This window comes from Verrucosispora sp. TAA-831, from assembly GCF_050780145.1.
GTDB lineage: Bacteria > Actinomycetota > Actinomycetes > Mycobacteriales > Micromonosporaceae > Micromonospora.
In genome coordinates this window covers 507,746-528,442 of record NZ_CP192240.1, presented here as the reverse complement: position 1 = coordinate 528,442, position 20,697 = coordinate 507,746, and the positions used below count along the sequence as shown (strand labels likewise).

Annotated in this window: 30 protein-coding genes; 6 read left to right on the top strand and 24 right to left on the bottom strand. The window is 70.5% G+C overall.

Annotated features, from left to right (window positions below; translation table 11 throughout):
* Positions 1–5: 5 nt before the first annotated feature.
* The 11 genes from ACQVFL_RS02720 to ACQVFL_RS02670 form a co-directional block, all read right to left on the bottom strand.
* Positions 6–383: a hypothetical protein gene (locus ACQVFL_RS02720; protein ID WP_431728553.1), complete on the bottom strand. Its 378-nt coding sequence runs from the start codon at positions 381–383 to the stop codon at positions 6–8.
* Between the two features lie 9 nt (positions 384–392).
* Positions 393–653 (bottom strand): hypothetical protein, encoded by a 261-nt coding sequence (locus ACQVFL_RS02715; protein ID WP_431728552.1) that lies wholly within the window; start codon positions 651–653, stop codon positions 393–395.
* A 113-nt stretch (positions 654–766) separates the two neighbouring features.
* A complete protein-coding gene (locus ACQVFL_RS02710; protein WP_431728551.1) occupies positions 767–1,498 on the bottom strand; it encodes a metal-dependent hydrolase in 732 nt (243 codons plus the stop codon).
* Positions 1,498–3,894 (bottom strand): hypothetical protein, encoded by a 2,397-nt coding sequence (locus ACQVFL_RS02705; RefSeq protein ID WP_431728550.1) that lies wholly within the window; start codon positions 3,892–3,894, stop codon positions 1,498–1,500. Before ACQVFL_RS02705 ends, ACQVFL_RS02710 begins: the two co-directional genes overlap by 1 nt.
* A 148-nt stretch (positions 3,895–4,042) precedes the next feature.
* Complete coding sequence (locus ACQVFL_RS02700; RefSeq protein ID WP_431728549.1) at positions 4,043–5,842, bottom strand: hypothetical protein; 1,800 nt, start codon at positions 5,840–5,842, stop codon at positions 4,043–4,045.
* 3 nt (positions 5,843–5,845) lie between these two features.
* Positions 5,846–6,223 (bottom strand): hypothetical protein, encoded by a 378-nt coding sequence (locus tag ACQVFL_RS02695; RefSeq protein WP_431728548.1) that lies wholly within the window; start codon positions 6,221–6,223, stop codon positions 5,846–5,848.
* 15 nt (positions 6,224–6,238) lie between these two features.
* Positions 6,239–6,691, bottom strand: coding sequence for a hypothetical protein (locus ACQVFL_RS02690; RefSeq protein WP_431728547.1), 453 nt, complete (start codon positions 6,689–6,691; stop codon positions 6,239–6,241).
* Complete coding sequence (locus ACQVFL_RS02685; protein ID WP_431728546.1) at positions 6,688–6,900, bottom strand: hypothetical protein; 213 nt, start codon at positions 6,898–6,900, stop codon at positions 6,688–6,690. The genes ACQVFL_RS02690 and ACQVFL_RS02685 overlap by 4 nt, the downstream gene beginning before the upstream one ends.
* 1 nt (position 6,901) lies before the next feature.
* Complete coding sequence (locus ACQVFL_RS02680) at positions 6,902–7,159, bottom strand: hypothetical protein (RefSeq protein ID WP_431728545.1); 258 nt, start codon at positions 7,157–7,159, stop codon at positions 6,902–6,904.
* Positions 7,160–7,188: 29 nt separating this feature from the next.
* Positions 7,189–7,374 carry a hypothetical protein gene (locus ACQVFL_RS02675; protein WP_431728544.1) on the bottom strand — a complete coding sequence of 62 codons (186 nt, stop codon included), beginning with the start codon at positions 7,372–7,374 and terminating at the stop codon, positions 7,189–7,191.
* Between the two features lie 13 nt (positions 7,375–7,387).
* Entirely contained in the window at positions 7,388–9,121 is a 1,734-nt protein-coding gene (locus ACQVFL_RS02670; RefSeq protein ID WP_431728543.1) for a hypothetical protein, read from the bottom strand.
* A 198-nt stretch (positions 9,122–9,319) separates the two neighbouring features.
* Between ACQVFL_RS02670 and ACQVFL_RS02665 the strand changes: the two genes are divergently transcribed.
* Positions 9,320–9,568 carry a hypothetical protein gene (locus tag ACQVFL_RS02665; RefSeq protein WP_431728542.1) on the top strand — a complete coding sequence of 83 codons (249 nt, stop codon included), beginning with the start codon at positions 9,320–9,322 and terminating at the stop codon, positions 9,566–9,568.
* A 62-nt stretch (positions 9,569–9,630) separates the two neighbouring features.
* Positions 9,631–10,080 (top strand): hypothetical protein, encoded by a 450-nt coding sequence (locus tag ACQVFL_RS02660; protein WP_431728541.1) that lies wholly within the window; start codon positions 9,631–9,633, stop codon positions 10,078–10,080.
* Positions 10,081–10,142: 62 nt separating this feature from the next.
* Here the strand turns inward: ACQVFL_RS02660 and ACQVFL_RS02655 are convergent, their stop codons facing one another.
* The 13 genes from ACQVFL_RS02655 to ACQVFL_RS02595 all read right to left on the bottom strand — a co-directional run bounded on the left by ACQVFL_RS02655 (position 10,143) and on the right by ACQVFL_RS02595 (position 18,310).
* Positions 10,143–10,751, bottom strand: coding sequence for a hypothetical protein (locus ACQVFL_RS02655; RefSeq protein ID WP_431728540.1), 609 nt, complete (start codon positions 10,749–10,751; stop codon positions 10,143–10,145).
* Positions 10,748–11,164: a hypothetical protein gene (locus ACQVFL_RS02650; protein WP_431728539.1), complete on the bottom strand. Its 417-nt coding sequence runs from the start codon at positions 11,162–11,164 to the stop codon at positions 10,748–10,750. The genes ACQVFL_RS02655 and ACQVFL_RS02650 overlap by 4 nt, the downstream gene beginning before the upstream one ends.
* 37 nt (positions 11,165–11,201) lie before the next feature.
* Entirely contained in the window at positions 11,202–11,669 is a 468-nt protein-coding gene (locus ACQVFL_RS02645; protein WP_431729764.1) for a RapZ C-terminal domain-containing protein, read from the bottom strand.
* Positions 11,670–11,674: 5 nt separating this feature from the next.
* Positions 11,675–11,875 carry a hypothetical protein gene (locus ACQVFL_RS02640; protein ID WP_431728538.1) on the bottom strand — a complete coding sequence of 67 codons (201 nt, stop codon included), beginning with the start codon at positions 11,873–11,875 and terminating at the stop codon, positions 11,675–11,677.
* A gap of 10 nt (positions 11,876–11,885) precedes the next feature.
* Positions 11,886–12,050, bottom strand: a complete 165-nt coding sequence (locus ACQVFL_RS02635) for a hypothetical protein (RefSeq protein WP_431728537.1) — start codon at positions 12,048–12,050, stop codon at positions 11,886–11,888.
* Positions 12,051–12,164: 114 nt separating this feature from the next.
* The gene (locus ACQVFL_RS02630) at positions 12,165–12,530 is read right to left on the bottom strand and encodes a hypothetical protein (protein ID WP_431728536.1); all 366 of its coding nucleotides are present in this window, start codon (positions 12,528–12,530) and stop codon (positions 12,165–12,167) included.
* A 105-nt stretch (positions 12,531–12,635) separates the two neighbouring features.
* Positions 12,636–13,175 carry a hypothetical protein gene (locus ACQVFL_RS02625; protein WP_431728535.1) on the bottom strand — a complete coding sequence of 180 codons (540 nt, stop codon included), beginning with the start codon at positions 13,173–13,175 and terminating at the stop codon, positions 12,636–12,638.
* A gap of 220 nt (positions 13,176–13,395) precedes the next feature.
* A complete protein-coding gene (locus ACQVFL_RS02620; RefSeq protein WP_431728534.1) occupies positions 13,396–14,148 on the bottom strand; it encodes a hypothetical protein in 753 nt (250 codons plus the stop codon).
* A gap of 36 nt (positions 14,149–14,184) precedes the next feature.
* Positions 14,185–16,014: a UvrD-helicase domain-containing protein gene (locus ACQVFL_RS02615; protein ID WP_431728533.1), complete on the bottom strand. Its 1,830-nt coding sequence runs from the start codon at positions 16,012–16,014 to the stop codon at positions 14,185–14,187.
* Positions 16,015–16,105: 91 nt separating this feature from the next.
* Entirely contained in the window at positions 16,106–16,489 is a 384-nt protein-coding gene (locus tag ACQVFL_RS02610) for a hypothetical protein (RefSeq protein WP_431728532.1), read from the bottom strand.
* A 17-nt stretch (positions 16,490–16,506) separates the two neighbouring features.
* The gene (locus ACQVFL_RS02605) at positions 16,507–17,148 is read right to left on the bottom strand and encodes a hypothetical protein (protein ID WP_431728531.1); all 642 of its coding nucleotides are present in this window, start codon (positions 17,146–17,148) and stop codon (positions 16,507–16,509) included.
* A 134-nt stretch (positions 17,149–17,282) separates the two neighbouring features.
* On the bottom strand, positions 17,283–17,570 hold the full coding sequence (locus tag ACQVFL_RS02600) for a hypothetical protein (protein WP_431728530.1): 288 nt from the start codon (positions 17,568–17,570) through the stop codon (positions 17,283–17,285).
* On the bottom strand, positions 17,570–18,310 hold the full coding sequence (locus tag ACQVFL_RS02595) for a hypothetical protein (protein WP_431728529.1): 741 nt from the start codon (positions 18,308–18,310) through the stop codon (positions 17,570–17,572). Before ACQVFL_RS02595 ends, ACQVFL_RS02600 begins: the two co-directional genes overlap by 1 nt.
* Positions 18,311–18,627: 317 nt before the next feature.
* Between ACQVFL_RS02595 and ACQVFL_RS02590 the strand changes: the two genes are divergently transcribed.
* The 4 genes from ACQVFL_RS02590 (at position 18,628) to ACQVFL_RS02575 (ending at position 20,644) form a co-directional block, all read left to right on the top strand.
* Entirely contained in the window at positions 18,628–19,062 is a 435-nt protein-coding gene (locus tag ACQVFL_RS02590; protein WP_431728528.1) for a hypothetical protein, read from the top strand.
* Between the two features lie 109 nt (positions 19,063–19,171).
* Entirely contained in the window at positions 19,172–19,369 is a 198-nt protein-coding gene (locus ACQVFL_RS02585) for a hypothetical protein (RefSeq protein ID WP_431728527.1), read from the top strand.
* Positions 19,360–19,851, top strand: coding sequence for a hypothetical protein (locus tag ACQVFL_RS02580; RefSeq protein WP_431728526.1), 492 nt, complete (start codon positions 19,360–19,362; stop codon positions 19,849–19,851). Before ACQVFL_RS02585 ends, ACQVFL_RS02580 begins: the two co-directional genes overlap by 10 nt.
* A gap of 496 nt (positions 19,852–20,347) precedes the next feature.
* Positions 20,348–20,644: a hypothetical protein gene (locus tag ACQVFL_RS02575; RefSeq protein WP_431728525.1), complete on the top strand. Its 297-nt coding sequence runs from the start codon at positions 20,348–20,350 to the stop codon at positions 20,642–20,644.
* The last annotated feature ends 53 nt before the right edge of the window (positions 20,645–20,697 follow it).

The following is a 20,697-nucleotide window of genomic DNA, read 5'->3' as shown; positions in this document are numbered from 1 at the left end:
CCGGGTCACCTGTTCTGTTCGCCGCGAACGGTGATGATCTCGCGGGTTGGGTCGGTCGGGTCGGGGATGCGGACCACGTCGGCCGGGTCCATGATCTCGCCCAGGTCGGCCATCTGCCGGATGCGCTCGGCGACCAGGGCGTCACGTCCTCCGGCGGCCTGCTCGGCGTGTGCCTCCAACTCGGCGGCGGTGGCCGGGGTGACACCGGATGCGATGAGGGGCGCGGCCTCGTCGGGCAGGTAGCCGAGGTTGGCCCAGGCGGCGGCCTGCTCCGCGGGGACGTCCTGCTCCATCCACTCCCGGGCAGTCCGGGAGGTGCAGTGCTGGGTGGCGGTCGCGCTGTAGACGGTCCAGTAGCGACGCAGTTCGGTGAGCCTGTTCATCGGCGCCCCTCAGATGCAGTTGGAGCAGACGCGGGCGGTGGAGCCGGTCATCTGGGCGATGTTGCCGCAGGCGCAGCGGGGGCTGGCGAGGGTGCGGTGGGCGTGGTCAATGGCCTGCTCGGGGGTGGGGTAGCCGACCTCACCGGCGGTGTCGAGTTCGGGCGCGTACCAGGACCAGCGGACGCCGGTGTTGCCCTTACTGCGGCAGAGGCGGATGGTGGTGCCGTCGATGTCGAGTTCGTCGCCGGGCGCGTGGGTGATCGTCTGCATGGTTGCCGCCTTGGTCGCGTGGGCTGCCCTTACACCCAAAACCTTACATGCTCCGAGTGCAGATGTAAGGTTTTTGGTGGGGTGTTTCTGTCACCTGCCCGACACCGCCGGGCTCAGCCGAACACCAGGTACGCGCCACTCCCCACCCCGACCACCGCGAGCACCCACCACACCACCCGCTCCGCCGGCCCGCCCGTCCTGAACCGCAGCCACCGCGGCGACCCCACCGGCGACCACCGGCAGCCCCGAATCCGCACCGGCCACCACAGCGGGCAAGCGGACAAGGTCAACGAGTCGCCCAAGCAGTGGCAGAGCATCCCCCAGCCGACGGGCAGCCCAAGCCACCACCAGCCCGGACCACCCTCCACCACCACAGCGCACACGGCGACAGCGACCAGCAGCACCCCGTAGCCGCCCCGCCGCGACCTGCGCGACAGCAAACCCCGCGCGGCCAGCGCCGCCGACACCGCCACCACCGGGATACCGGCGGCGGCACCCCACGCCCACCCGGCCAAGCCGAAGAGTGCGCCGATCATCACGGCGAACAGAGCGGTGTGGGTGAGGCTGCGGTGCCCGTCGGCGTCCCCGTCACAGCACGAGCAGGTCACCCGCGACACGAAGCGACTCAGCCCGGCGGTCAGCCACGACAACACGCCGGTGACCGGGCCGAGGCTGATCGACGCCGTCGACCTCGGATGGTCGAGATCCGGGACGAGTGCCCACCCGGCGGACACGACCGCACCCGACACCACCACGTAGCCCGGGACCGGATGCCCGGCGAACTCGACACCCGCACAACCAGCGAGCCAGCCCACCGCGCCCGAGAGCGCGTGCGATCGGCCCATCACTGGTCGCGGCCCTCGCCGGACTCGGCGAGCTGGGACAGCAGATCTTCTTGGACATGCTCGCAGATCTGGTAGAAGCCGTGCTTCGGCTTGAGCGCGACCTTGTCCTTCTCCACCAGGTCGCGCAGCACCTTCCGGGCCATTGATACCGAGCACCGCAGGCCGCGTGCCCGCAGCGGCTTCAACGCCTCGTCGATGGCCTCAATGTCCATCGGCTCACCGCTGGCGGCCAGGATCGACACCACCGCGTCCTTCGCGCCCGTCACGTCACCGTCGCCCACGGATGACGTCTGCGCCGCGTCGGCGGTCGCGCCGGACGCCCACTGTCCGGCGGGGCGTCCACCCGTCTGCTTGCCGGCCTCAGCCCACGCCATCCACTCGGGGCCGAACGCCTCAAGGGTCTCTGGCGGCAACACGGCGGGGTAGCCGATCGGGTTGTTGTCGTCGTCGAACAGCAGGTCGTACACGTTGACGGCTGCGTCTTCGTCGGCCGGAATGTACGACTGGCGGGCGTGCATCGTCTGCTGCTCGCCGTCCGCGACAAGGCACATGCCTGGCAGCTTCGGCAGTTGCCGGGGATCGGCGGTCAGGGTGCCGCCGGTGACGACGGAGGTGAGGCTGTCGGTGGTGCGGCCCAGCAGGGCGTAACCGCCGGCCAGCATGTCCCGAAGGCCACGCGAGCCTGTGTCGCCGAGGGTGCCCATGTGGGTGCCGATCACGATCCGGATGCCGCAGGCGCGCATCTTGCGGGCCAACAGCTCCAGTGGGCCGATGAATGCGGGGTCCTTGGCGATTTCGTGGAACTCGTCGATCGTCCACGACAGGATCGGCCCGTGGATGCGCGGATCCCACTTGATGCCGCCCTCGCGGGCGCGACCTTTCCGGTCTACCCACCGGTGGGAGGCCAGCATGTTGTAGCGGCGTTCCATCTCCCGGATCAGCGCGTCCCGCATGATGTAGGCGTCTTCGACGGTGGATCCTGCTGCGTGGACGGCAGACCGGAACTCTCCGTACGACTCGAACTGCTTGAAGTCGTGAAGGAACGACGCGTACAGGCCCCGCTTCGCGCCCGTCTTCGGGTCGTCGTAGGCGAAGTAGCGCTCGATGACGAGCTGCTTCCGCAGGTTCTCCGACTTGCCCGAACCGGTGGTTCCGGTCACGATCTTCGACGGTGCGCCCCACCCGTACCGGTAGAACGGCTCCCACATCTCCGACCCGTCGATGAAGTAACCCGTCAGGGCGATGCCACGCACCACGTCGATCGACCCCGGGCCCGCCCACACCTTCGCCTGCGCGAGCGGCGGGTTCGGCTGCACCAACATGAGCACTTCGTTCGGGTCGTCCTGCTCCACGAAGTTGAAGTACTTGCGGTGCACACCGAACGTTCCGGCGATCACCCGTAGGCGTCCCTTCGCGGACTGGTCGGTGAGCATGTCGATGGCGACCGCGCCGGGTCGAGTCGCGCGGATGACGATGCCCCAGCCGCCGACCACCTCTCGGTGCGACTCCGGCAGCAGGACCGTGTTCGGCACGGCACCGTTCGGCTCGTCGGCCACCCACTGGCGTGCGGCGCTCACCCCCGGTGGAGTGCGATCGATTACACGGACTTCCTGCGCGGGTGCGACCGGTTCGATGGGCACAGGGGTGGCGGTGCGTGCCGAGTCGACATGCGTGAGGTAGGGGCGGGAGCACACGATCCCGACGGCGGCGAGCGCGGCACCGAAAGCGACCGCCCGGCCGGGGCTACCGGTCCAGTTCGCCAGGTCGGCGACCCGCTCCCAACCGGCAGCGGTCGCCGCAGCGTAAGCAGCGGACCGGGCGCGCCGCGCCACTAGCCGACGGCGGCGCTTGCCCGCAACCTCATCGTCGGGGTCGAGACGGCCGTGTTTCACGTCGGTGCGTAGCAGCCACCAGTGGGCCGCCCGGTAGGTGGCCCACACGAGGCCGCCCGGCAGCAGCGTCCACTCGGCCAGCTCACCCCACCACGGCAGGTCGACGCGGTCGTTGACTGCGCCGGCCACGCCGACAGCGGCAGTCGCCCCCGCCACCCGCAGCCGCTCATCGACGGCACGCCACATCCGGCGCCACGGCAGCGAGCCCTGCGGCGACTCGCCACGCTCGGCTGTCATCTCGCAGCCGTGGTCGGGGCAGAACCCGGCCGGTGCGCCGGGCAAGAACCACGCGAACCGGTCGCACGGCACAGTCTGCATGGTGGGAGGCTGGCCGTCCTCCTTGTCGACCAGCGTTTCGATGAGGCCCCGCGCGCACCGGTAGCGGACGTGAGGGGTGCGCCGGTTGTCGCGGTCCACCGGGACGGGGTAGGGGGATTGGCGAGGCACGCCGTCGGCGTCGAGCCACACCCGCGCCCAGCCCGACGCGCCCTCGGGCGGCGGCACACGCCGACCAACCGGCCGTGGCGGCAGCGGAACCGGCCTCACCTCAGTCTTCAACATCGGCAGTCACATCCTTTCGATCACGGCCGGATTCCGGCGGTCACGGCACGGGCCGGGGCTGCCCCCGGCCCGCACCGATGGCGCCGGACGTTCAGCGGTCCTCCAGCGCCCGCACGTCGATGCCGGTCTCCTGCACACCGGCGGCCAGTTCGCCGTACTGCGCCTTGATGTGCTGCAACGACGCCTGCACGCCCTCGGCCGACGTCGACAGCTCGGCCTGCCACTGCCGGTTACGGTCGCGGGCGGCCTCGATGTACTCCTGCACCTCGGCGATAGTGCCGGCGGTCAGGGTGGTGGTGGCCTCCGCCGCACCCTGGGTGGCGTCGGCCCCGAACCGGGAGGCTTCCATTCCCTCGGCGAGCGGCGCGAGGGCGTTGGTGACGTCGGACCGGTTGCCGTCCATGGCTTCGACGGCGGCGGCGACCGCGGTGATGTGCTGCTCGAACGCGGCAGCCTCGGCCTGCTGTGCACGCAGCTTGGTCAGGGCGTTCTCGTGTTCGGCGACGGCCTGGTTGTAGGAGACGAGATCGATGGTGTCCATGGCGGTTCCTCCGTTGCTGGTTTCGGTAGTGCCGTTCTTGTCGGCGATGGCGTTCTTGCGGGCAAGGTCGGTGCGGTTCCGCTGGACGCGCCAGGCGGCGTTCACCTCCGACTGGATCTCCTCGGGTGTCCAGCCGGAGCCGTTGTTTTGCACCAGTTCGCACACGGCGAGGTTGTAGCGGTCGTCGTAGCAGCCGTCGGGGGCGATCTGGAACCAGGCGGCCCCGACCGCGTTGGACAGCGACCGGAGTGCCTCCTTGCAGTGGTCGCAGTGCTTGGCGTTGGCCTGCACGCGGCTGCGGCAGCGAACGCACTCACCGGGCCGCCCGTCAACGGCGTTGCGGTGGGGGGAGTCGGCTGCGACTGCGACGAGTTCGGTGATTGCCTCGGGGTGGATGCGGGGGAACTGCCGACGCACCTGCGCCTCCACGGCGGCGATGTCGCGTGGCTGCCACCGCCCCTCCGGGTTGATGTTGTTGAGTGCGGTGCGAGCGGCTTGGGTGATCTCGGCGTGCTGGGGCATCCACCCTTCGGGCGGCGCCGGCTGCTGGGTGGCGTCGGCGGCGGCCTGCTCGTACACGTGCGGCGGGTACTGGTCACCGAACATGCCGTGCAGGTCCCGGGCGGTCTGCGTCTCGCCGAGGGCACCACTGCGACCCTCGGCCCGGTTGTGGCGGTACAGGTCACCTGCGGCGAGCTTCACCCGCCACGGCACCGAGTAGCCGCCGTCCGGCCGCCGGGCGGCGAGGCAGGTCGACTCGGGCGGGTGCGTCCACGACCCGTCGCGTTCGGTCAGGGTGTCGCCGCACACGGGGCAGGCGGTGCGGGGTGCATCCGCCACCGGTTCGTTGACCGCGACGGGCGAGCCGGGCGGCGGCAGCAAGCCCTCCCCCACCGGGTCGATGAGGGCGTGCCACGCCCGACCGGCCAGGCCGGTCTTCTGGCGCCGCGCCTGCACCTTCCGCTCCACCGCCGCGTCCAGGCGGTCCACGGTGGGCCTGCGCCCGTCCGGGCCGTACGGGTCGCGGGCGTTGCGCTTGGCGTGCCGCTTCTCCAGTTGGTCTTCCCACAGGCCGTGGTAGACGTCCGACAGGTACGCGCCCAGGCCCGGCCGGTACGTGCCGTCGCCGCCGGCCTGCTTGTTGCGGCGCGCCCGGGTGGCCTGCCACGCCTTCGACACCGCCTCACGCCGTGCCTTGGACTTGGCGTCCTTGCGGTCGCGCTGCTTGTCGATCAGCCCCCACTCGCCGGCCTTGGCTGCCCGCAGCGTGGTCACGGCATCGGCGACGACACCGGGGATGGTCATGGCCCACAGGGACACGACCATCGCGCCCAACATCAGCTCGATCATCGGCTACCGGCCCATCCGCGACGACGGGTCCGTGCGGGTCGACACGATGAACGACAGGGCGACCGCCGCGAGCGCCAGACCAACCGTGGTGGTGCCCACCCAGTCGCCCGCGTGCTCCGATGCCCAGCCCCACAGATCCTGGGACTTGTCGTTCAGCCAGTCGGGGAACGCTCCGCCGATCGACACGAGCAGCGACGGCAGGACGAACGCGCCGATGTAGGCGTGCTGGTCCGGCTTGCGGTCCTTGGCGATGTCGAGAGCGACGATGGTGAACGCGCCGAGCACGGCGATGACCATCACCGCAGCGGCCAGGCCGACACCGACGAGGCCGACGCCGCCGATGACCGCGACAATGAAACCGATCCAAGCGAGTGCCTTCATGATCCCTCCTTCGGGTTAGTGGATGACGGCGGCGATGCCGACGCAGGTAGCGATGGACAGAGGGCCGCGCACCGGATGCACGAGCAGCCACTTCACGCTGTCGAGGACGACGGTGGCCGCGACAGCCGGATACCGGTAGGCGCGGCACCACCGGCGGAACGGGGCGAAGTCGCCCGGGGCGGCAGCGGCGTAGTCGGTCGACCACACCTGCCGGATGGTTTGGGATCGCTCGCGGACGATCCACGAATCGGCGGCGTCGAGGTACATGACGCGGCCCGTCGCACGTGCCCAGCCGGCCGCCCGAACGCCGAGGCGACGGGCGGCGTCGACCTGACGGGCGTTCCGCCGCACGGACTTCTGGTCACGGTGGGTTACACTCTGGTTGACTCTCGCGCGCGCAGACGCGCGCGGGTGCTCCACCCCACCGATCGCACTGACATTTGGCACTGTCACAACACGGTCGGTCACGGTCGGCTCCTTTCGTTCAGCGTGCGGGCGACCCGCGTGATCTCATCCACGACGCCGGGCACGTCGGTTTTCGGTCGGGCTCGGACCTCCGCCATCACCCACTCCAGGGCGTGCCGCAGCCGCTCGTACGGGGAGACGGCACCGGCGATCCGGCCGCTGTGCCACGACGCCCGGTTGTCGGCCGTGGACTGCTGGGACCTGATCGACATGTCACGCCTCCACCGGCAGGCCGAACTGGAAGAACACGTCTCGGCTGGCGCGGTCGCCCCGGACCTCGTGGACATCCACGTGGTACAGGTGGGCGTCTCGGCGTCGGGCGCCGTCTCGTTCGGCGATCGCCAGCAGATGCCGCCTGAGGAGGTCGTTCACGCTCTCCGGGTTGTCGAGGTCCAGGGCGACGAGCAGTCGCCCGGCGATGCGGACCTGCCGCGTGCCGTTGAAGGCCCGCAGTTCGTAGAGCTTCTGCATCTGCTGGCTCCTTTCTGCTGTCGTGGGTGTCAGGGGAGGTGGTGCAGGGCGATGCCGGCGAGTGCGGCGATCGCGTTTCCGGCGGCGATGACCGCGAGGACGCGGCCGAGGCTGGTGTCCCCGCTGGACGGGCGGTAGGCGCGGCGACCACGGGCTGCGGTCTGCTGCTGCGGTGCTGCCGCGTTCCTTGCGGCTGGCAGGGTGTCGACGGTCATCTGGTTCTCCTGTTCAGGCGTGTACGGGTTTGCTGCCGTTGACGGCAGTCGTCGCGGGCGGGGCGATCGGAAGCGTCGGCACCGCCTGCGCCTGCTTGGCGCGGTTGGCGAACCAGAGCCGGATGGTGCTCACGGTCTCGCCCAGCTCGGCGGACAACGCCGTCCACGTCCACCGCTTCGGGTCGCTGTCGCGCAGGTCGAACGCGCGCTGCTGCGTCGGATGCCACGGTGCTGCTGTCGGCCACTTCGCGGCAGCCTTGCCGTTGCTGCTGCCGTTCTGCTGCCGTGGGGCTGCGGTCCGCTGCTGCGGCATCTGCTGCTCCATCTGTCGGGCAGCAGCAGCGGCTGTTGCTGCCGTGAGCTGCTGCCGCAGATCGGCGGCCTCGGCGGCAGCCTGCTCGGCAGCAGCAGTTGTTGCTGCCGTCTGCTGCCGGAGCTGGCCGATGAGTTCGCGGGCCGAGCTGAGGTCGGCTGCGGCCCGATCGGCGTGGCCGGCGGTGAGGGCGGCGGTCTGCTCGGCGGTCGCGATGGCGCGGGCCGCGTCGAGGCGGGCATGCTCGGCGTGGGTCTCGGCGGTGCGGCGGGCGGCGTCGGCGTCGGTGGCGCGCTGCTCGGCGGTGGCGGCTCGGGTCTCGGCGGCCTGCGTCTCGGCCGAGGCCACGTTGAGCAGTTCGGTCAGTTCGGCGACCTGGGCACGCAGCGCGGCGGCGGTGGCCTCGGCAGCGGCCCGCTCGGCGGCGGCCTGCTCGACCACGCGGGCGAGGTTGGCGGCGGCGTCAGCGCGGGTCGCGGCCAGCTCGGCGGCGGCCGACTGCCGGAGGTCGGCGAGCGCGGCCGACAGCTCCCGGACCCGCAGGATCGGGTTCCACCGTGCCCAGCCGACGGCCGGGACGCCACCGGCGAACCGGTCGACCTCGTAGGCGTGGATGCGCTTGGCGCGGCGCACGGTGTTGAGGTGCCGCACGGCGTGTCCCACGGACCCGTGCCAGGCGATTTGCTCGTCCGACGCGCCAGCGGGCAGCGGCTTGGGCGGGTGGTTCTGCCACGCGAACCAGGCGGCGGCCGTGTTCGTCGGCCACGTCACCCAGCGGAACCCGAACACCGGGTTGACCCGGGCGACCTTCACGCCACTGTGGGAGCGGAACATGTCGAGGAGTTCGTGGAGGATGGCCATCGCGCCGAGTGCGAGGAGCCCGAGGTATCCGGCGGCAGCCAGCGAGGCGGCGGTGCCGTCGTACTCGTGGGAGAACCCGATCGTGGCTGAGGTGATCGTGGCTCCCCACACCACGCGGTAGGCGCGGCCAGTCGGGCGGCCGACCTTCACGGCGACGAACATCAGCAGCGCGAAGGCAATCGCGACACCGTCGAGTGTCCAGGGGACGAGCCAGTCCCAGCCGTCGCGCCAGTTGAGGGTGTCGCGCGCCCAGCCGATGAGGTTCTTGCCGGATCCGACGAGGACACCGGCCCAGAGGAGACCGGCGAAGGCAACGGCGACTGCGAACAACGCGCCCAGCTTCTTCGGCTTATCGCCGGTCTTCGGGACAGCGAAGCGGTGTGCCTTGTCGATACGGCGACGCATCACGAGCAGGGCGATGAACAGAGCGGTGGCGAGCGCGAGCCACAGCCAGCCGGGCACGGTGTCGAGCGCTGCGCCGACGGCCTCGAATGCTCGCTGCCACCAGGCCGGGCCGTTGTCGACGGCCGGGGCGTGGTCGACGCCCGGGAGCGGTTCGCGCTGCAACTCCACCGGCTGTCCTCCTCCATGTCCTGTGTTCACGCTGTGGCTTCGGTCCGGTACAGTCTGCCACGAGTGCAACCAGTGCAACAAGCGCAACGAGGGGGTGAGGGTTTGGGCGCGTCGGATCTATGTCTGTCGGCTCGGCGTACGGGTGCGCTGGCTGCACTGGGGGCTAAGATCACCGCAACCGACGCGAGGGAAGGTCGCATGGGCGAACACGACCCGGTCGACGTGGAACGTCGACTGCGGGCGGGAGCCTGGGTCACCATCCCGGCGCTCGCCAGCGTGTTCGAGCGTGACCGCACCACCGTCTACCGGTGGGTGGTAAAGCGAAAGCTGATCAAATCCCGAATGTCGCCCGGCGGCGGAGAAGTCGAAGTAGACCCCGAAGACGCCCTCCGCGTACTCGAAGACTGGCGAGCCGGCCGCCCCATCACCAAAGCGGCCGACGCATAGGCATCGGACGCCACGCCTGCATTACTCGGCCCCGCCGACACGCTCCACTACCGTCAGTCCCCATGACGACACGATCCGTCTCCGAGCAGGCCGCCTACTACCGGCGGCTGGGTCGCATCCTCGCCCGCGTCATCGCTGCGTCATCGGTCGTGGCTACCGCCGTCGTCACCGCCTACTGGGCGCCGCTCGGCGAGCCCGGCGCGTGGCACGCCGTCGTGACCTTGGTCCTGAGGGTCCTCGTGATCCCCGGCGGGCTGCTCGTCCTGCTGGAGTCGGCCAAGGGGCTCGACCGGCGCGCTTACCGCGTGATGGCGGCGATTCTGTGGGTGATGATCGGCGCGCTTCTGCTGCCGTGGGCCTGGCATGTTGCCGGGTGGGCGGGCGCGGCCGATCCGTGGGCGCTGCGGCTCGGCGTGTGGTGCACGCCGATGGTGGGGCTCGTGGCGTGGTGGCTGCGGCTGCGGGACCGGCGACGGGAGCTGCTGCGGAAGCCGGGCGTCCAGGGAGGGTGACGCCCCCAATGTAGGAGCGGCCGGTCACCTGGGAAGGGTGACCGGCCGCATCGCTTCCGGGGTCAGCGGTAGTGCTGTCTCACCTTGCTCACGAGGTGCCAGGCGACCGCGATGGTGAAGGCCGTCCCGATGGCGGCCCTGACGGGCAGGGCGACGCCCAGGGTCTTGGCGGTGATGCCCATGGCCAGCAGCAGAAGCGCGAGCACCAGCCCTCCGCCTTTCAGCCACCACGTCCAGTGCTGCGGCTGCTTGCGGGGCTGCGGCTGACACGAGGCTGCGGCGAACGGCTGCCACGCGCCGTGCAGCACCCGACGGGACACCACCTGCTGCGTCGGATCGCCCGGCTCGGTGCGCCACCGCCCGGACGATTCGGCGTCCTCACGGCTGCGGCGCGGCTCGACCTCGCTGCGGCCGTCCGGCCACGTGTACTGCACACCGAACTCGTCGCCGCCCAGGTCGTCCGTCCACGGCCAGGTCTCCACGTCGCGGTACTGGATTCGGGCGGTGCCGGGCTGTTCCTGGTTGATGATTCGGGCCTTGGTGATGGCCTGGGTGAGGCTGTCGCAGGCGACGAGGTCGTGGCGGCCGTCGGGCAGGTCCACCCACACGGTCCATTCGATGGAGAGCGTGGTCAGGCCGGGGTGCAGCTCGGGTTCGCTGGTTGTGGTCATCGGTTCTGGTCCTCCTGGTCATGTGTCGGGTCGTGGCGATACTCGGGGTCGAAGTCGCGCATCCACTGGTCGCCGCCGACGTGGCGGAACCGGATGCAGCAAATGCCCTTGCCGTGCCCGTGCGGGTAGGCGAAGGTGCCGACTGGCACGGCCATGTCCTCACCGGCCTGCTCTCGCAGGGCACGCAACTCGTGGAGCGCGTCGATGATGTCGGCGTCGCCGTGGTAGGTGATGCGCTGTTCGGACAGGCGGTAGTGCTCCTCGACCGACCGGTCCTGTTGGAAGTAGTTCGCTGCGGCGACGGTGCATTTGTAGGTGGTGCCGGTGCCGCCGCCGATGCTGCTCGGGCTCATGTCGGCGCCACACACCCGGCACGGGTCGGGGCGCTTGGGCTGGTGGCGGCCGATCAGCATGGACAGCTCAACGGCCGTCAGCCGGGATCCTGGCTGGCTAGTCACGTTGGCAGGCGGAGCGCTCGACGACGGGCCGGTCGATGTGCTCGTGGACCACGTCGACCCCGATGTTTTGCCTGCGCAGCCACGCGGCCACGCTCTCCGCCACCACCACCGACCGGTGCCGGCCGCCCTGGCAGCCAATCCACACCTGCACGATCAGGCTTCGCTGGTTCGCGTACCCGTCCAGCAGCGCCACCACCTGATCGGCGATGTCTCGGACCGTGTCGAGCGCCGACGGGTGCATCAGCACGGCGATCTCCCGGCCATGGTCGGTGAGTCGCAGCGATCCCTCGCTGGTGGAGCTGGTCGCCATGAGGCCGGTGGTGATGAGCGCGGCGGCGGCCTTGCGGACGGGGACGCCCAGCGACCTGTCGATGTAGACGCTGCCGCGAACGTGGGGGTTGTCGACTGCGGTGAGCAGCAGGTCGACCTGCGGCCCGTTGAGGTGGACGGTGATGGTCATGGCGCTCACGCCCCTTCCTGCTCGGTGTGAAACCACTGCACGTACGCCCACGCCTCGGCGAGGGTGGGACGGGATACGTCGGGAGTGCGCTCGCCCGGGAAGGTGATGAACCACTCCCGTCCGATCCGGTCGATCACGTGGCCCCGGTCGGATTCGTAGTGGCCCGCACTGAGCCTGATGCGCTTGATGGCAGCCGTGGCGGTCATGGCTCGGTCCTCACTGGTGGTCGCGGATGGCGGCGGTACGGGCGGTGGCGCGGGTGCGCTGGCGGCGGGGCCGGTTGTCGTGGCGTCCGGCGGCGGCGGAGCGGCGGCGTTCCTGGTCGGCGCGCACGTAGGCCGGGTTCGGGCCGATCGGCTGTGGGACGCGGGCACCTCTCATCGCCTCCCACCTCCAACTCAGTCGTAGTAGCTACTATCAAGCTAGCTCATGCGGGCTGGCGTTGGCCAGGATTTCGGCGAAACTCCCGACGCCGCGTCGAGGCCCGGTGCCTGGTCAGCGGTACTGGCGGACGATGGAGTCCATGGCGAGCAGGCCAAGGTAGGTGAGCTGGTACCAGCCGGGCCGACCCTCGACGGGCTCGATCAGCTTCTGGGTGCGGAGCCAGCCGCGTGTGCGGGAGTCTGCGATCCTGCCGATGGAGCAATCCCAGAGGCGGACGAGGATGCCCGCGCGGAGTTCGGTGAGTCGGGGCATGTCGACGATGGTGGCGCTGGTGGCGCGGCAGGTGATCCGGTTGCCCCACGGGTCGCGAAGTTCGAGTCGGCCGCCGCGGTTGCCGACGACGCGCCACATGCCGTGCCAGCGGGTGAGGGTGCCGTGGTACTGGACGACCGGCGTGGCGTTCATGTAGCGGGCCATGACCCGACTCCTTACTCGATAGCGGCTTCTACTATCAAGTTAGCAAGTCAGGGCCGGGGGGTGTGGTGATTAGCGAAACGCGACCGACCAATCCAGCCGATCAGGTCAGAGCGTGATCCCCGCGTGCGACAGCCACCGCGCCACCCGCGCGTACGTCGTCGCCTCATCCCGCGACAACCCGCGCTCCCGCACCAGCGCCGCCGCGACCTTGGCCTTGCGTCCCCCGTACACGGGACGCAGCCGCAACGCCTCCGCCAGCGCGGCAGCGTTCAGGTGCAGCTCGTCGCCGTCGGCCTTCACCACGACCTCGTCGCCGGAGCGGTCGACCACCAGCCGTGCCGGCAGGTCAGCGGCGGCGGCCTTCTCCACCTGCTCTACCCGGCGGGCAGCCTGTCGGGCCTGGGCGTCAGCGCGGCGCACGGGGCCGCCGATGCCGTCGCCCTTCTGTCGGCGCGGGTGCCGCTTGAACCACTCCTCGACTTCCTGGGCGCGGTGGACGTGCCACCACGGCATGGTGCCCGCGTAGCCGTCGGGCGGCGGGAACGGGTCGTCGGCGTACTTACCGCGCCGGGTGCCGCCGGTGGCTCGGACGGGGATTTCCTCACGGGACTCGAACATGTTCCGCTGAATCGCGGTGATCTTCATGGACTCGACGCCCGCGAGGCGGGCACCGATCGCAGCAAGATCAGCGGTCGTCAGAAACGGATGGTTCGGCATCTCGTCGCAGTCCCCCACAGCACCTTGATTGTTGGGGGCACCATACGTCAGTACGTCCGTCATCGGCGACGTACCGTCCTCTCTACTACGGCGCGCCGCGCCCCGCAGCCGGTCGACAGCGGGCACGCGACACGCGCTCAACATACGGTCAGGTGGCCTGGTCCGATGCCGCACCGGCGGCACCGATCGGCACGGCCGCCGCCGCCTCGGCGGCGGCCCGCTCGGCGTACTCCCGCCGGGCGGAAGCCGCCTTGTCCAGAGCCTTCGCGGCGGCCGTCACCTCGCCTCCGGCCCGCGCGGCAGCCTCACACGCCCGCTCGTACCGTGCCCGAGCGGCCGTCTCGTCGGCGATCAGCTTCTGCGCCTCCGACACCGGCTCGGCCGCCGCCGCCAACGCCGCACGAGTGTCCTGGCAGTCCCGCAGCGCGTGGCGCTCCGTCCGGCCGCAGACGGTCGCGGCCAAGGCCGCGTCACGCTCTTCGACGGTGGTCGCGGGCTCGTGCCACACCCTCCACCCGCCGGTGCGCTGCTCGGCGTCACCGCAGCGGCCCGTCTCATCCCACTCGCTCCCCCGCCACCAGTTGCCCACCCGGCCCGCGACCCGGAAGTACAGGTAAATGTAGTGGCCGCAGTGCCGGCAGATCCCGACCTGCGTGCCCTGGCCATCAGCGATGAACGTGTGGGTGCCCTCGGCAATCTGCACGGTCTGCGGCGAGTGGGCGGCGGTCAGCTCCCGGTAGTAGTCGGTGTGCTCGCCGCAGACCGCCTTGTCCTGCTGGCTGCCGGGCGGCGTCCAGGTCACGACGGTCGTGGCCCGCTGGTAGCAGAAGGACTTGCCGCAGCCGACGGTGACGAGGCGGGTGCCTCGTTGACCGCTGGCGGATGCGTCGGTGTTGGCCATGTTTTCCTCCAAGGTCTTGTGCGGGTAGGTGAGTGGTCAGCAGGCGGCGTCGAGTAGCGCCAGGGCGTCGGCGTGGCCAGCGCTGCGCAGCGCGGCGATCCGGCGGGCGATCTCCTCGCGGGCCACCGCGGCTTCGGGCTGACCGGCCCGGTTGGCGATCACGTCGACCAGCTCCAGGAGCGGCGGCGTGGCCGTGCAGCCCGCCTCGGCGGTGCCGACGAGATCAGCGAGGGTGCCGCCCATCTCGCTGAAGCAGAAGTCGGCGGGGCTGGCGTGGCCGTTGCAGGCGTACTCCCCGCAGTCGTTGACCACGGGCAGTGGCGGGGCAGGCTCGACCACGTTGAGGGCCAGCGGCGGTGCGTCGGCCCGGTCGGGCAGCGGCGTGTCCTCGACGGCGTTGAGAACGGCGGGGGTGCGGGGGGTGCCGGCGTAGTCGTCGACCCAGGCGAGCCCGAACCGGTCGAGGATCTTCCGGCCCCGGGTGACGGCGACGTAGGCCAGGCGCAGCTCGTCGGCGACGAACACCGCCGCCCCGGTCTTCGGGTCCTCGCGCGGCTCCCGGAAGTCGCCGTTGATTCGCACGGTGTCCCACTCGCGGCCCTTGCTCTTGTGGGCCGTCGACACGATCACGTCGGCGCGGTCCTCCCCCACCAGACCGCCGACGATCTCAAGGATCTTCTCGGGGCCGTGCTCGTCGACGAGCTTCACGAGCACCTGGAGGCTGCCGGCCGCCTGGTCCTGCTCGGCGTGCTCCCGCACCTGGTCCCAGTCCTGGAACGCCACCAACTCCGGGTGGCTGGTGCCCTTGCCGTCCATGAGCTCCTGGGCGGCCTCGGCGAGTCGGCGGATCTCGTCGCCGCCGCCGACGAGGGCGGCCCGCTTGTCGGCGGCGACAGCCTTCATGACGGCGGCGATGGCTCCGGCGTTGGAGCGGCACAGGACCGCGTTGGGTGCGTCGAGCGGTGCCAGGCGGGAATCGATCGACGGGAGGCCCTTCAACCGCAGGGGGGCATCGAGCAGGTCGAGCCATTTGTTGGCCTCGTCGGCGACGCGCGGCCCGAAGCGGAAGCTCTGGGAGAGGGTGAGTCGGCGGTCGGCGTGGAACTTCGCCATCGCGTCGATCGCGCCCCGGAAGCTGTAGATGGCCTGCGCCGAGTCCCCGACCATGATCCGCTGCGCGTGGGTCTGGAAGTGGAAGAGGCTCGCCATCACGGGCGACAGGTCTTGTGCCTCGTCCAGCAGGACGTAGTCGACGGGGATGCGCGGGCGGGTGAGCTGGTAGAGCTTGAGGTACACGTCGTGGGTCACCTTGAGGTATCCGCCCCGCTGGAGTTGCAGGTCCTCCCACGCCTTGCGCATGTACGGCACGAGCCAGGCAGCGAGATCGCGGTTCTGCTGCCAGGTGTAGCCGTCGACTCGGCCGACGTGCTGTACGTCCGGCTCCTGGTCGGCGCTGTTGAGGAACTTCCCGACGGCCTCCATCGCCATTCGCGCGAGGGTGTTGGGGACCAGCGGCGCGAGGTCATCGGCCATCAGCAGTGGGGTGTGGAGGCCGAGGATCTGCGCGACGCGGTGCGCGGGCACCCGGGGTCCCTTGAGGCGCGCGGCGTAGTGCCGTCCGACCGGCCCGAAGGCCAAGGAGTGGGCGGTGCGGCAGTCGACGGCGGCCGGGAAGTCGGCGCGGGCCTCGACGGCGAGGGCCTTGCTGAACGTCACGTACAGGCCGCGCCGGTTGGGTGCCTGCTTCGCGGCCATCTTGAGGGTGGAGGACTTGCCGCAACCAGCCCCGGCCTGAACGACGATCGTCGGCCGGTCGGCGGAGGTGAAGGCGTCGATCACCTCCTGCTGCTCGCCCGTCGGACGCATCCCATACCCCTTAGCTCGGTCGCACCTTCTACTATCAAGATAGGGCATCGGGCCGGGCTCGTCCACGACTCTCACCAAACCCGACGGCGTGTTATCCGGCCAGGTCCCTGGCCCGTGCGACTGTCCGCGCCATGTACTCGGTGGCCTCGGCGAGCGCGGAGGAGATCGTGTTGGTCAGCAAGTGACCCCACGGGGAACCCTCGGGGCCGAACAGGCACCAGAAGCGGCCGTCGTAGCCGTACTCGACTGACCAGCAGCCCCCATCCGCGTCGCGGTGATTCCAGCGGGTGGCGTACCGGTTTCCCCATTCCTTCGGGTCTTCCCGGTGCCAGATGGCCGCAAGCTTGACCTCGTCGCCTTTCGTGGTGAGGTGCGCGGAGGCGGCGGCGGTGGAGCGGTCCCGTGCGATGCGAACCGAGCAGGTCGCGGTCCATTCGCGCTCGGTGACGCGACGGACCGTACCGTCCGCTGCCATGATGCTGTGGATCCTCGTCACCGCGTCACCGCGGCAAGCAGTCGAGCCCGCTCCGGGCAGTCGACCGGCCCCCCGCACACGCACCGGCCGTCCAGCTCGAAGTGCTGCGTTGGGCGGGTGCGGTGCACCGTCACGCCGTAGTGGCGCGGGTACCCGACGGCGGGAGCGTGCATCTCCACGAGGTGCTGGACGATCGCCTCGGCGGCGTCCATGCGGCGGTCGCCGTAGTCGATCGGGTTGCTGACGAGCGAGTTGTTGGGGTCGCCGTTGTAGAGGCGGTACTGGACGGTGTCGAGCAGTTCGCCCTCGTTGTCCGGGCCGTCGCCCCTGAACGCGTTGCTGGTGACGTGGGCGGACCACCGGCCGCCGTGCTCACCCGAAGTGACCTTGTCCGTCCAGCCGAGGAGGCGGCCGTTGTCGGCGCGGACGATGCTCCACCCGCCCCACTGGCGGCGCTTGAAACGCACCAACACCACGATGTGCGTGGCGGGGCGGCGTCGGTGGTCGCTACCGACGAGAGCGATGACGCCAGCCGGCATGGGCGGCGGGGGTGTGCCGTGTGGGCACAGGCTGTCGTAGTAGCAGTACACGTCGGCGTGCTCGGCGTTGAGCTGGTCCTGTAGCGCGCGGATCGCGGGCTTGTGGGTGTAGCGGGTCATGGTGTTCCCCTTGGGCTTCTTCGGCTGGTCAGGAGTTGCGTTCGTGGGTGGCGCACTCGCGGCACAGCCAGCCGCCGATGCGGCCGATCCAGCGGCACACCCGTTCGATCCGGCACCGATCGCACTCGCGGCGCTCACTTCTCCTCGGCACCGTTCGCCTCCTCGGCGTAGGCGATGGTCTTGATGACGGTGAGGGGGAACGCGATGACCCGGCCGTCGTCGGTGACGACGACCAGGACGTGCGTGCCGGTGGGGCTCCACGTCGGTGCCAGCGCGACGGCGTGGCCCGTGAACGTCTCACGGAGGTCGCGGCAGTTGCCCCAGTCGGCGTTCAGGGTGACCCGGTGGTCGACGTACGGGAGGACAGCGGCGGGCCGCTCGCTGGCACGGAGGCTGCCGATGCTGCGTGTCGTGTCGGCCATCACGCCTTCGCCTCCACCTTCACCGCCGCCTTGTGGGCGCGGACCGTGCCGTTGGAGTTGACCTGCTGCCGGTCGTTGCACTCGGTGCACTGGCCGTACCAGCGCATCCCCTGCCGCTTCGTGGTGTCCTTCACCGGGGCCCGGCCGCCGCCCGCGCACCGGTCGGTACGTGCCTCCCGGACGGTCCACTCCACCGGGGCGTCCGGGAAGCAGACGGTGCACAGGACGTGGGCGCGGCGCTCGAACCGGGCGATGGCCTCGTCCATGCTCAGGCCGGACAGCTCCGGGTTCCACGCGAAGGACGTGCGCTGCCCGCCTCGGTTGCAGGTCTGACAGCTCGTCGACGAGTGGATGTGACCGCTGTTCTGCTGAACGGTGAAGAACCGCGACCAGCCGCCGCGTCGTGCGAACTCGGCGTCGAGCGGCGCCGCTTCGGCGGCGGCGGCGGCCAGGTCGGCGACGGCGATCTGCCACCGGCCGACCAAGTCGGCGAAGGTGTAGCCGCCGGCCGAGCGCGGGACGCGCTCGTCGCCTCGGTCGCGGGCGGCGTCGATGGCCTGCTCGTCGGTGGTGGGCCACGCCTTGTGGCCCTTGCGGTTGAGGTAGGTCGGTCGCTCGCCGATGGCGTAGTGGATGGTGACGGCGGCTGCGGCGATTCGCTGTTCGACCTGGCTGGCGCGTCGGTCGATTTCGGCAAGCCGAGTGTCGATTTCGGCGGGTGTGGCGGTGGTGACGTCCATCTTCGCGCGCCTCCAAGGCTTGATAGTAGCTGCTACAAGCAAGCTAGCTCGTAGGTCCGACCTCTGTCCACGACTTCGCCGAATCCATGCCGGACCGGTTCGCCACCATGGCCACCAGCACCGACGCGTGCCACTCACCCCTGAAAGTCCTGTAAAACAGGGCCAACGCGTGGCGCGACACGAATTTCGGCATGTTGGCGAATTGGCTTGACCGATCGGGACGTGTGCCCTAGCTTGATAGTAGATACAGCAATCAAGCCTTCCGGGTCGGTGCTACCAACACCAGCCGGAAAGCCCGATCGGGAGAGGCCCCCGACATGAACAGCACCACGCTCGCCAGCGTCATCACTGAGCCCGGCGTCCAGGACCCCCGCACCTACGGTGCCTACCGGGTCACCCTGAGCCTGCCGGTCGACGGCGGCTTCGCGATCCGCGTCTCCGCCGACGCCAGCCCCCACCAGTACGACGAGCTGACGTTCACCACCCCCGATGTCGACGCCGCGAACCTCATCCACCGGGTCATCCGCTACGGCGCCGAGCAGGGGGCCTCCCCGGCGACCATCCGCGACGCCGTCGACGGTGCCCTGCGCGCCGAGCTGCACATGGCGATGAGCCGCCGCGACACGCCGTCGCGCCGCCGGGTGGAGCACCTGAACGCGCTGCTCGACCAGATGGAGTCGCCCGCCGACGAGGCCGCGATTGCCGAACTGGTCGCCTCGATGCGCAACGGCATCCCGGCCCGCGAGTTCTGACCGCAACACCGGGCGGCGCGTCGCCCCGGCTCGCCGCCCGAGCACCAACCTTCCGCCGGACTCTCCGGCACCCAACCCAAGCACCGCCTTGTCTCAGGAGGAGACCGCCATGTCCGCGTCCATCCAGCACACCGCCCGCCGCACCGCCCGCATCCGCACGCGTGCCAACCGGCCCGCGCCGCGTACCAAGGTCACCGACGCCGATGGCAACACCCGCACCATCCGGGAGCCGTACCGTCGCCCGTCCCGGGGTGCGACCGTGGCCGCCGCCATCGCGGAGTCGCGCCTGGAAGGGGCGTGGGCGTGATGGGGCACGGGAAGACCGTCGCCATCGCCCCGATCCTGCGGCAGGCGGCCATCGAACAAGCCAAAACCGGGACCATCGCGCCCGCCCTGGAAGAGTTCCTGGTCGCGGCCAGAGACGGGCGGGTCACCCTGATGGGCGCGCAGTGGGTCATCGCCGCCAACCACGAAGCCCGCGTTGCGATCGACGCCGGCTTGGTGGCGAAGGTCGGCGACCACGACCAGGCACGCCTCAAGCCCACCAAGGCCGGGCGGCAGGCACTCGGGCGCATCTTCTGGGATCGCATCTCCGAGAGGATGCAGGTGGTCCAGAAGGCGTATCGGCGCGGCTGGGGCGACGCTACCAGGGCGAGCCGCCCCCGCAGCCGTCCGCTCTGGCGTCGGGTCCTGTCGTTCGTGAGCGGCGTGTTGTTGCCGCCGTTCTTCTTCCTGCTGGGCGGGGCCGTGGTCTACGTGGCCATGGCGCAGATCGGCAGCGGCCAGTGACCGCGCTCGCCGCAGTGTTCGTGGCCCTCTACGTCGGCCACCAGCTCGGTGAGCAGTGACCCCCGCCAGCACATCGAGTCGTACGGCGATCTGTCGCCCGGCAAGGCCATCGAGGCTGCCGCCGCGCACCTGAAACGCCGCATCCCGAAGGGAGGGCGGCGCGCGGGGGCCGCCAGTCCGGAGGACCCAATCCGAACCGAGAAGGAGGACACCTGATGGCCGACAAGAAGATCACCGATCCCCGGTTGGAGGGCAAGTCGTACGGCGACCTGTCCCCGTCCAAGGGCACCCAGGCCGCCGCCGAGAACGGCAACAAGGCCGGCACCAAGAGCTAGCTGTGCGTGGGGGCGGCCTCGGCCCTGAGAAAGCGGGCCGCCCCCCATCCCCATCAAGAGGACCACCCCACGCGGGGCGACGACCCGCCCCGGGGTGAGCCGACCGACCCGAAGGGAAGGCCGACCATGGCCGGAAGCATGACACAGAAGGACGCCCGCCGATGATCGGGCAGAAGGCCCGGCAGCAGCAGGCCACCGCCGCCAGGTACGCCGTGCACGTCGACCGGTACGTCAGCGTCGCCGCACGGCTGCCCCACACCGCCGACGCGGCCCGCCGGTCGCGGCTGATGCTGCACCTGTCCACCGCCACCCACTACCGGGCTGCCCTCCACGACCAGGTGATTGGGGCGCAGGCAGTCGACGGCGGTATCCGCACGATGCGGGAGGCGGTGCTGCCGCTGGTTGGTGAGCGGGCCGCCCACATGGTGTTGGACCTGGCCGGGCTGGTGCAGCGGTGAACGCGGCGGAGGCCAATCGGCGTGCGGCGATGGTGTTCGGGGCGATGGCGGCT

What these genes read in the sequence shown, in the direction of transcription:
- ACQVFL_RS02720 (WP_431728553.1), bottom strand. Translation starts at nt 383, where the DNA reads ATGAACAGGCTCACCGAACTGCGTCGCTACTGGACCGTCTACAGCGCG.
- ACQVFL_RS02715 (WP_431728552.1), bottom strand. Translation starts at nt 653, where the DNA reads ATGCAGACGATCACCCACGCGCCCGGCGACGAACTCGACATCGACGGC.
- ACQVFL_RS02710 (WP_431728551.1), bottom strand. Translation starts at nt 1,498, where the DNA reads ATGGGCCGATCGCACGCGCTCTCGGGCGCGGTGGGCTGGCTCGCTGGT.
- ACQVFL_RS02700 (WP_431728549.1), bottom strand. Translation starts at nt 5,842, where the DNA reads ATGATCGAGCTGATGTTGGGCGCGATGGTCGTGTCCCTGTGGGCCATG.
- ACQVFL_RS02695 (WP_431728548.1), bottom strand. Translation starts at nt 6,223, where the DNA reads ATGAAGGCACTCGCTTGGATCGGTTTCATTGTCGCGGTCATCGGCGGC.
- ACQVFL_RS02685 (WP_431728546.1), bottom strand. Translation starts at nt 6,900, where the DNA reads ATGTCGATCAGGTCCCAGCAGTCCACGGCCGACAACCGGGCGTCGTGG.
- ACQVFL_RS02680 (WP_431728545.1), bottom strand. Translation starts at nt 7,159, where the DNA reads ATGCAGAAGCTCTACGAACTGCGGGCCTTCAACGGCACGCGGCAGGTC.
- ACQVFL_RS02675 (WP_431728544.1), bottom strand. Translation starts at nt 7,374, where the DNA reads ATGACCGTCGACACCCTGCCAGCCGCAAGGAACGCGGCAGCACCGCAG.
- ACQVFL_RS02665 (WP_431728542.1), top strand. Translation starts at nt 9,320, where the DNA reads ATGGGCGAACACGACCCGGTCGACGTGGAACGTCGACTGCGGGCGGGA.
- ACQVFL_RS02660 (WP_431728541.1), top strand. Translation starts at nt 9,631, where the DNA reads ATGACGACACGATCCGTCTCCGAGCAGGCCGCCTACTACCGGCGGCTG.
- ACQVFL_RS02655 (WP_431728540.1), bottom strand. Translation starts at nt 10,751, where the DNA reads ATGACCACAACCAGCGAACCCGAGCTGCACCCCGGCCTGACCACGCTC.
- ACQVFL_RS02650 (WP_431728539.1), bottom strand. Translation starts at nt 11,164, where the DNA reads ATGCTGATCGGCCGCCACCAGCCCAAGCGCCCCGACCCGTGCCGGGTG.
- ACQVFL_RS02645 (WP_431729764.1), bottom strand. Translation starts at nt 11,669, where the DNA reads ATGACCATCACCGTCCACCTCAACGGGCCGCAGGTCGACCTGCTGCTC.
- ACQVFL_RS02640 (WP_431728538.1), bottom strand. Translation starts at nt 11,875, where the DNA reads ATGACCGCCACGGCTGCCATCAAGCGCATCAGGCTCAGTGCGGGCCAC.
- ACQVFL_RS02635 (WP_431728537.1), bottom strand. Translation starts at nt 12,050, where the DNA reads ATGAGAGGTGCCCGCGTCCCACAGCCGATCGGCCCGAACCCGGCCTAC.
- ACQVFL_RS02630 (WP_431728536.1), bottom strand. Translation starts at nt 12,530, where the DNA reads ATGGCCCGCTACATGAACGCCACGCCGGTCGTCCAGTACCACGGCACC.
- ACQVFL_RS02625 (WP_431728535.1), bottom strand. Translation starts at nt 13,175, where the DNA reads ATGAAGATCACCGCGATTCAGCGGAACATGTTCGAGTCCCGTGAGGAA.
- ACQVFL_RS02620 (WP_431728534.1), bottom strand. Translation starts at nt 14,148, where the DNA reads ATGGCCAACACCGACGCATCCGCCAGCGGTCAACGAGGCACCCGCCTC.
- ACQVFL_RS02615 (WP_431728533.1), bottom strand. Translation starts at nt 16,014, where the DNA reads ATGCGTCCGACGGGCGAGCAGCAGGAGGTGATCGACGCCTTCACCTCC.
- ACQVFL_RS02610 (WP_431728532.1), bottom strand. Translation starts at nt 16,489, where the DNA reads ATGGCAGCGGACGGTACGGTCCGTCGCGTCACCGAGCGCGAATGGACC.
- ACQVFL_RS02605 (WP_431728531.1), bottom strand. Translation starts at nt 17,148, where the DNA reads ATGACCCGCTACACCCACAAGCCCGCGATCCGCGCGCTACAGGACCAG.
- ACQVFL_RS02600 (WP_431728530.1), bottom strand. Translation starts at nt 17,570, where the DNA reads ATGGCCGACACGACACGCAGCATCGGCAGCCTCCGTGCCAGCGAGCGG.
- ACQVFL_RS02595 (WP_431728529.1), bottom strand. Translation starts at nt 18,310, where the DNA reads ATGGACGTCACCACCGCCACACCCGCCGAAATCGACACTCGGCTTGCC.
- ACQVFL_RS02590 (WP_431728528.1), top strand. Translation starts at nt 18,628, where the DNA reads ATGAACAGCACCACGCTCGCCAGCGTCATCACTGAGCCCGGCGTCCAG.
- ACQVFL_RS02585 (WP_431728527.1), top strand. Translation starts at nt 19,172, where the DNA reads ATGTCCGCGTCCATCCAGCACACCGCCCGCCGCACCGCCCGCATCCGC.
- ACQVFL_RS02575 (WP_431728525.1), top strand. Translation starts at nt 20,348, where the DNA reads ATGATCGGGCAGAAGGCCCGGCAGCAGCAGGCCACCGCCGCCAGGTAC.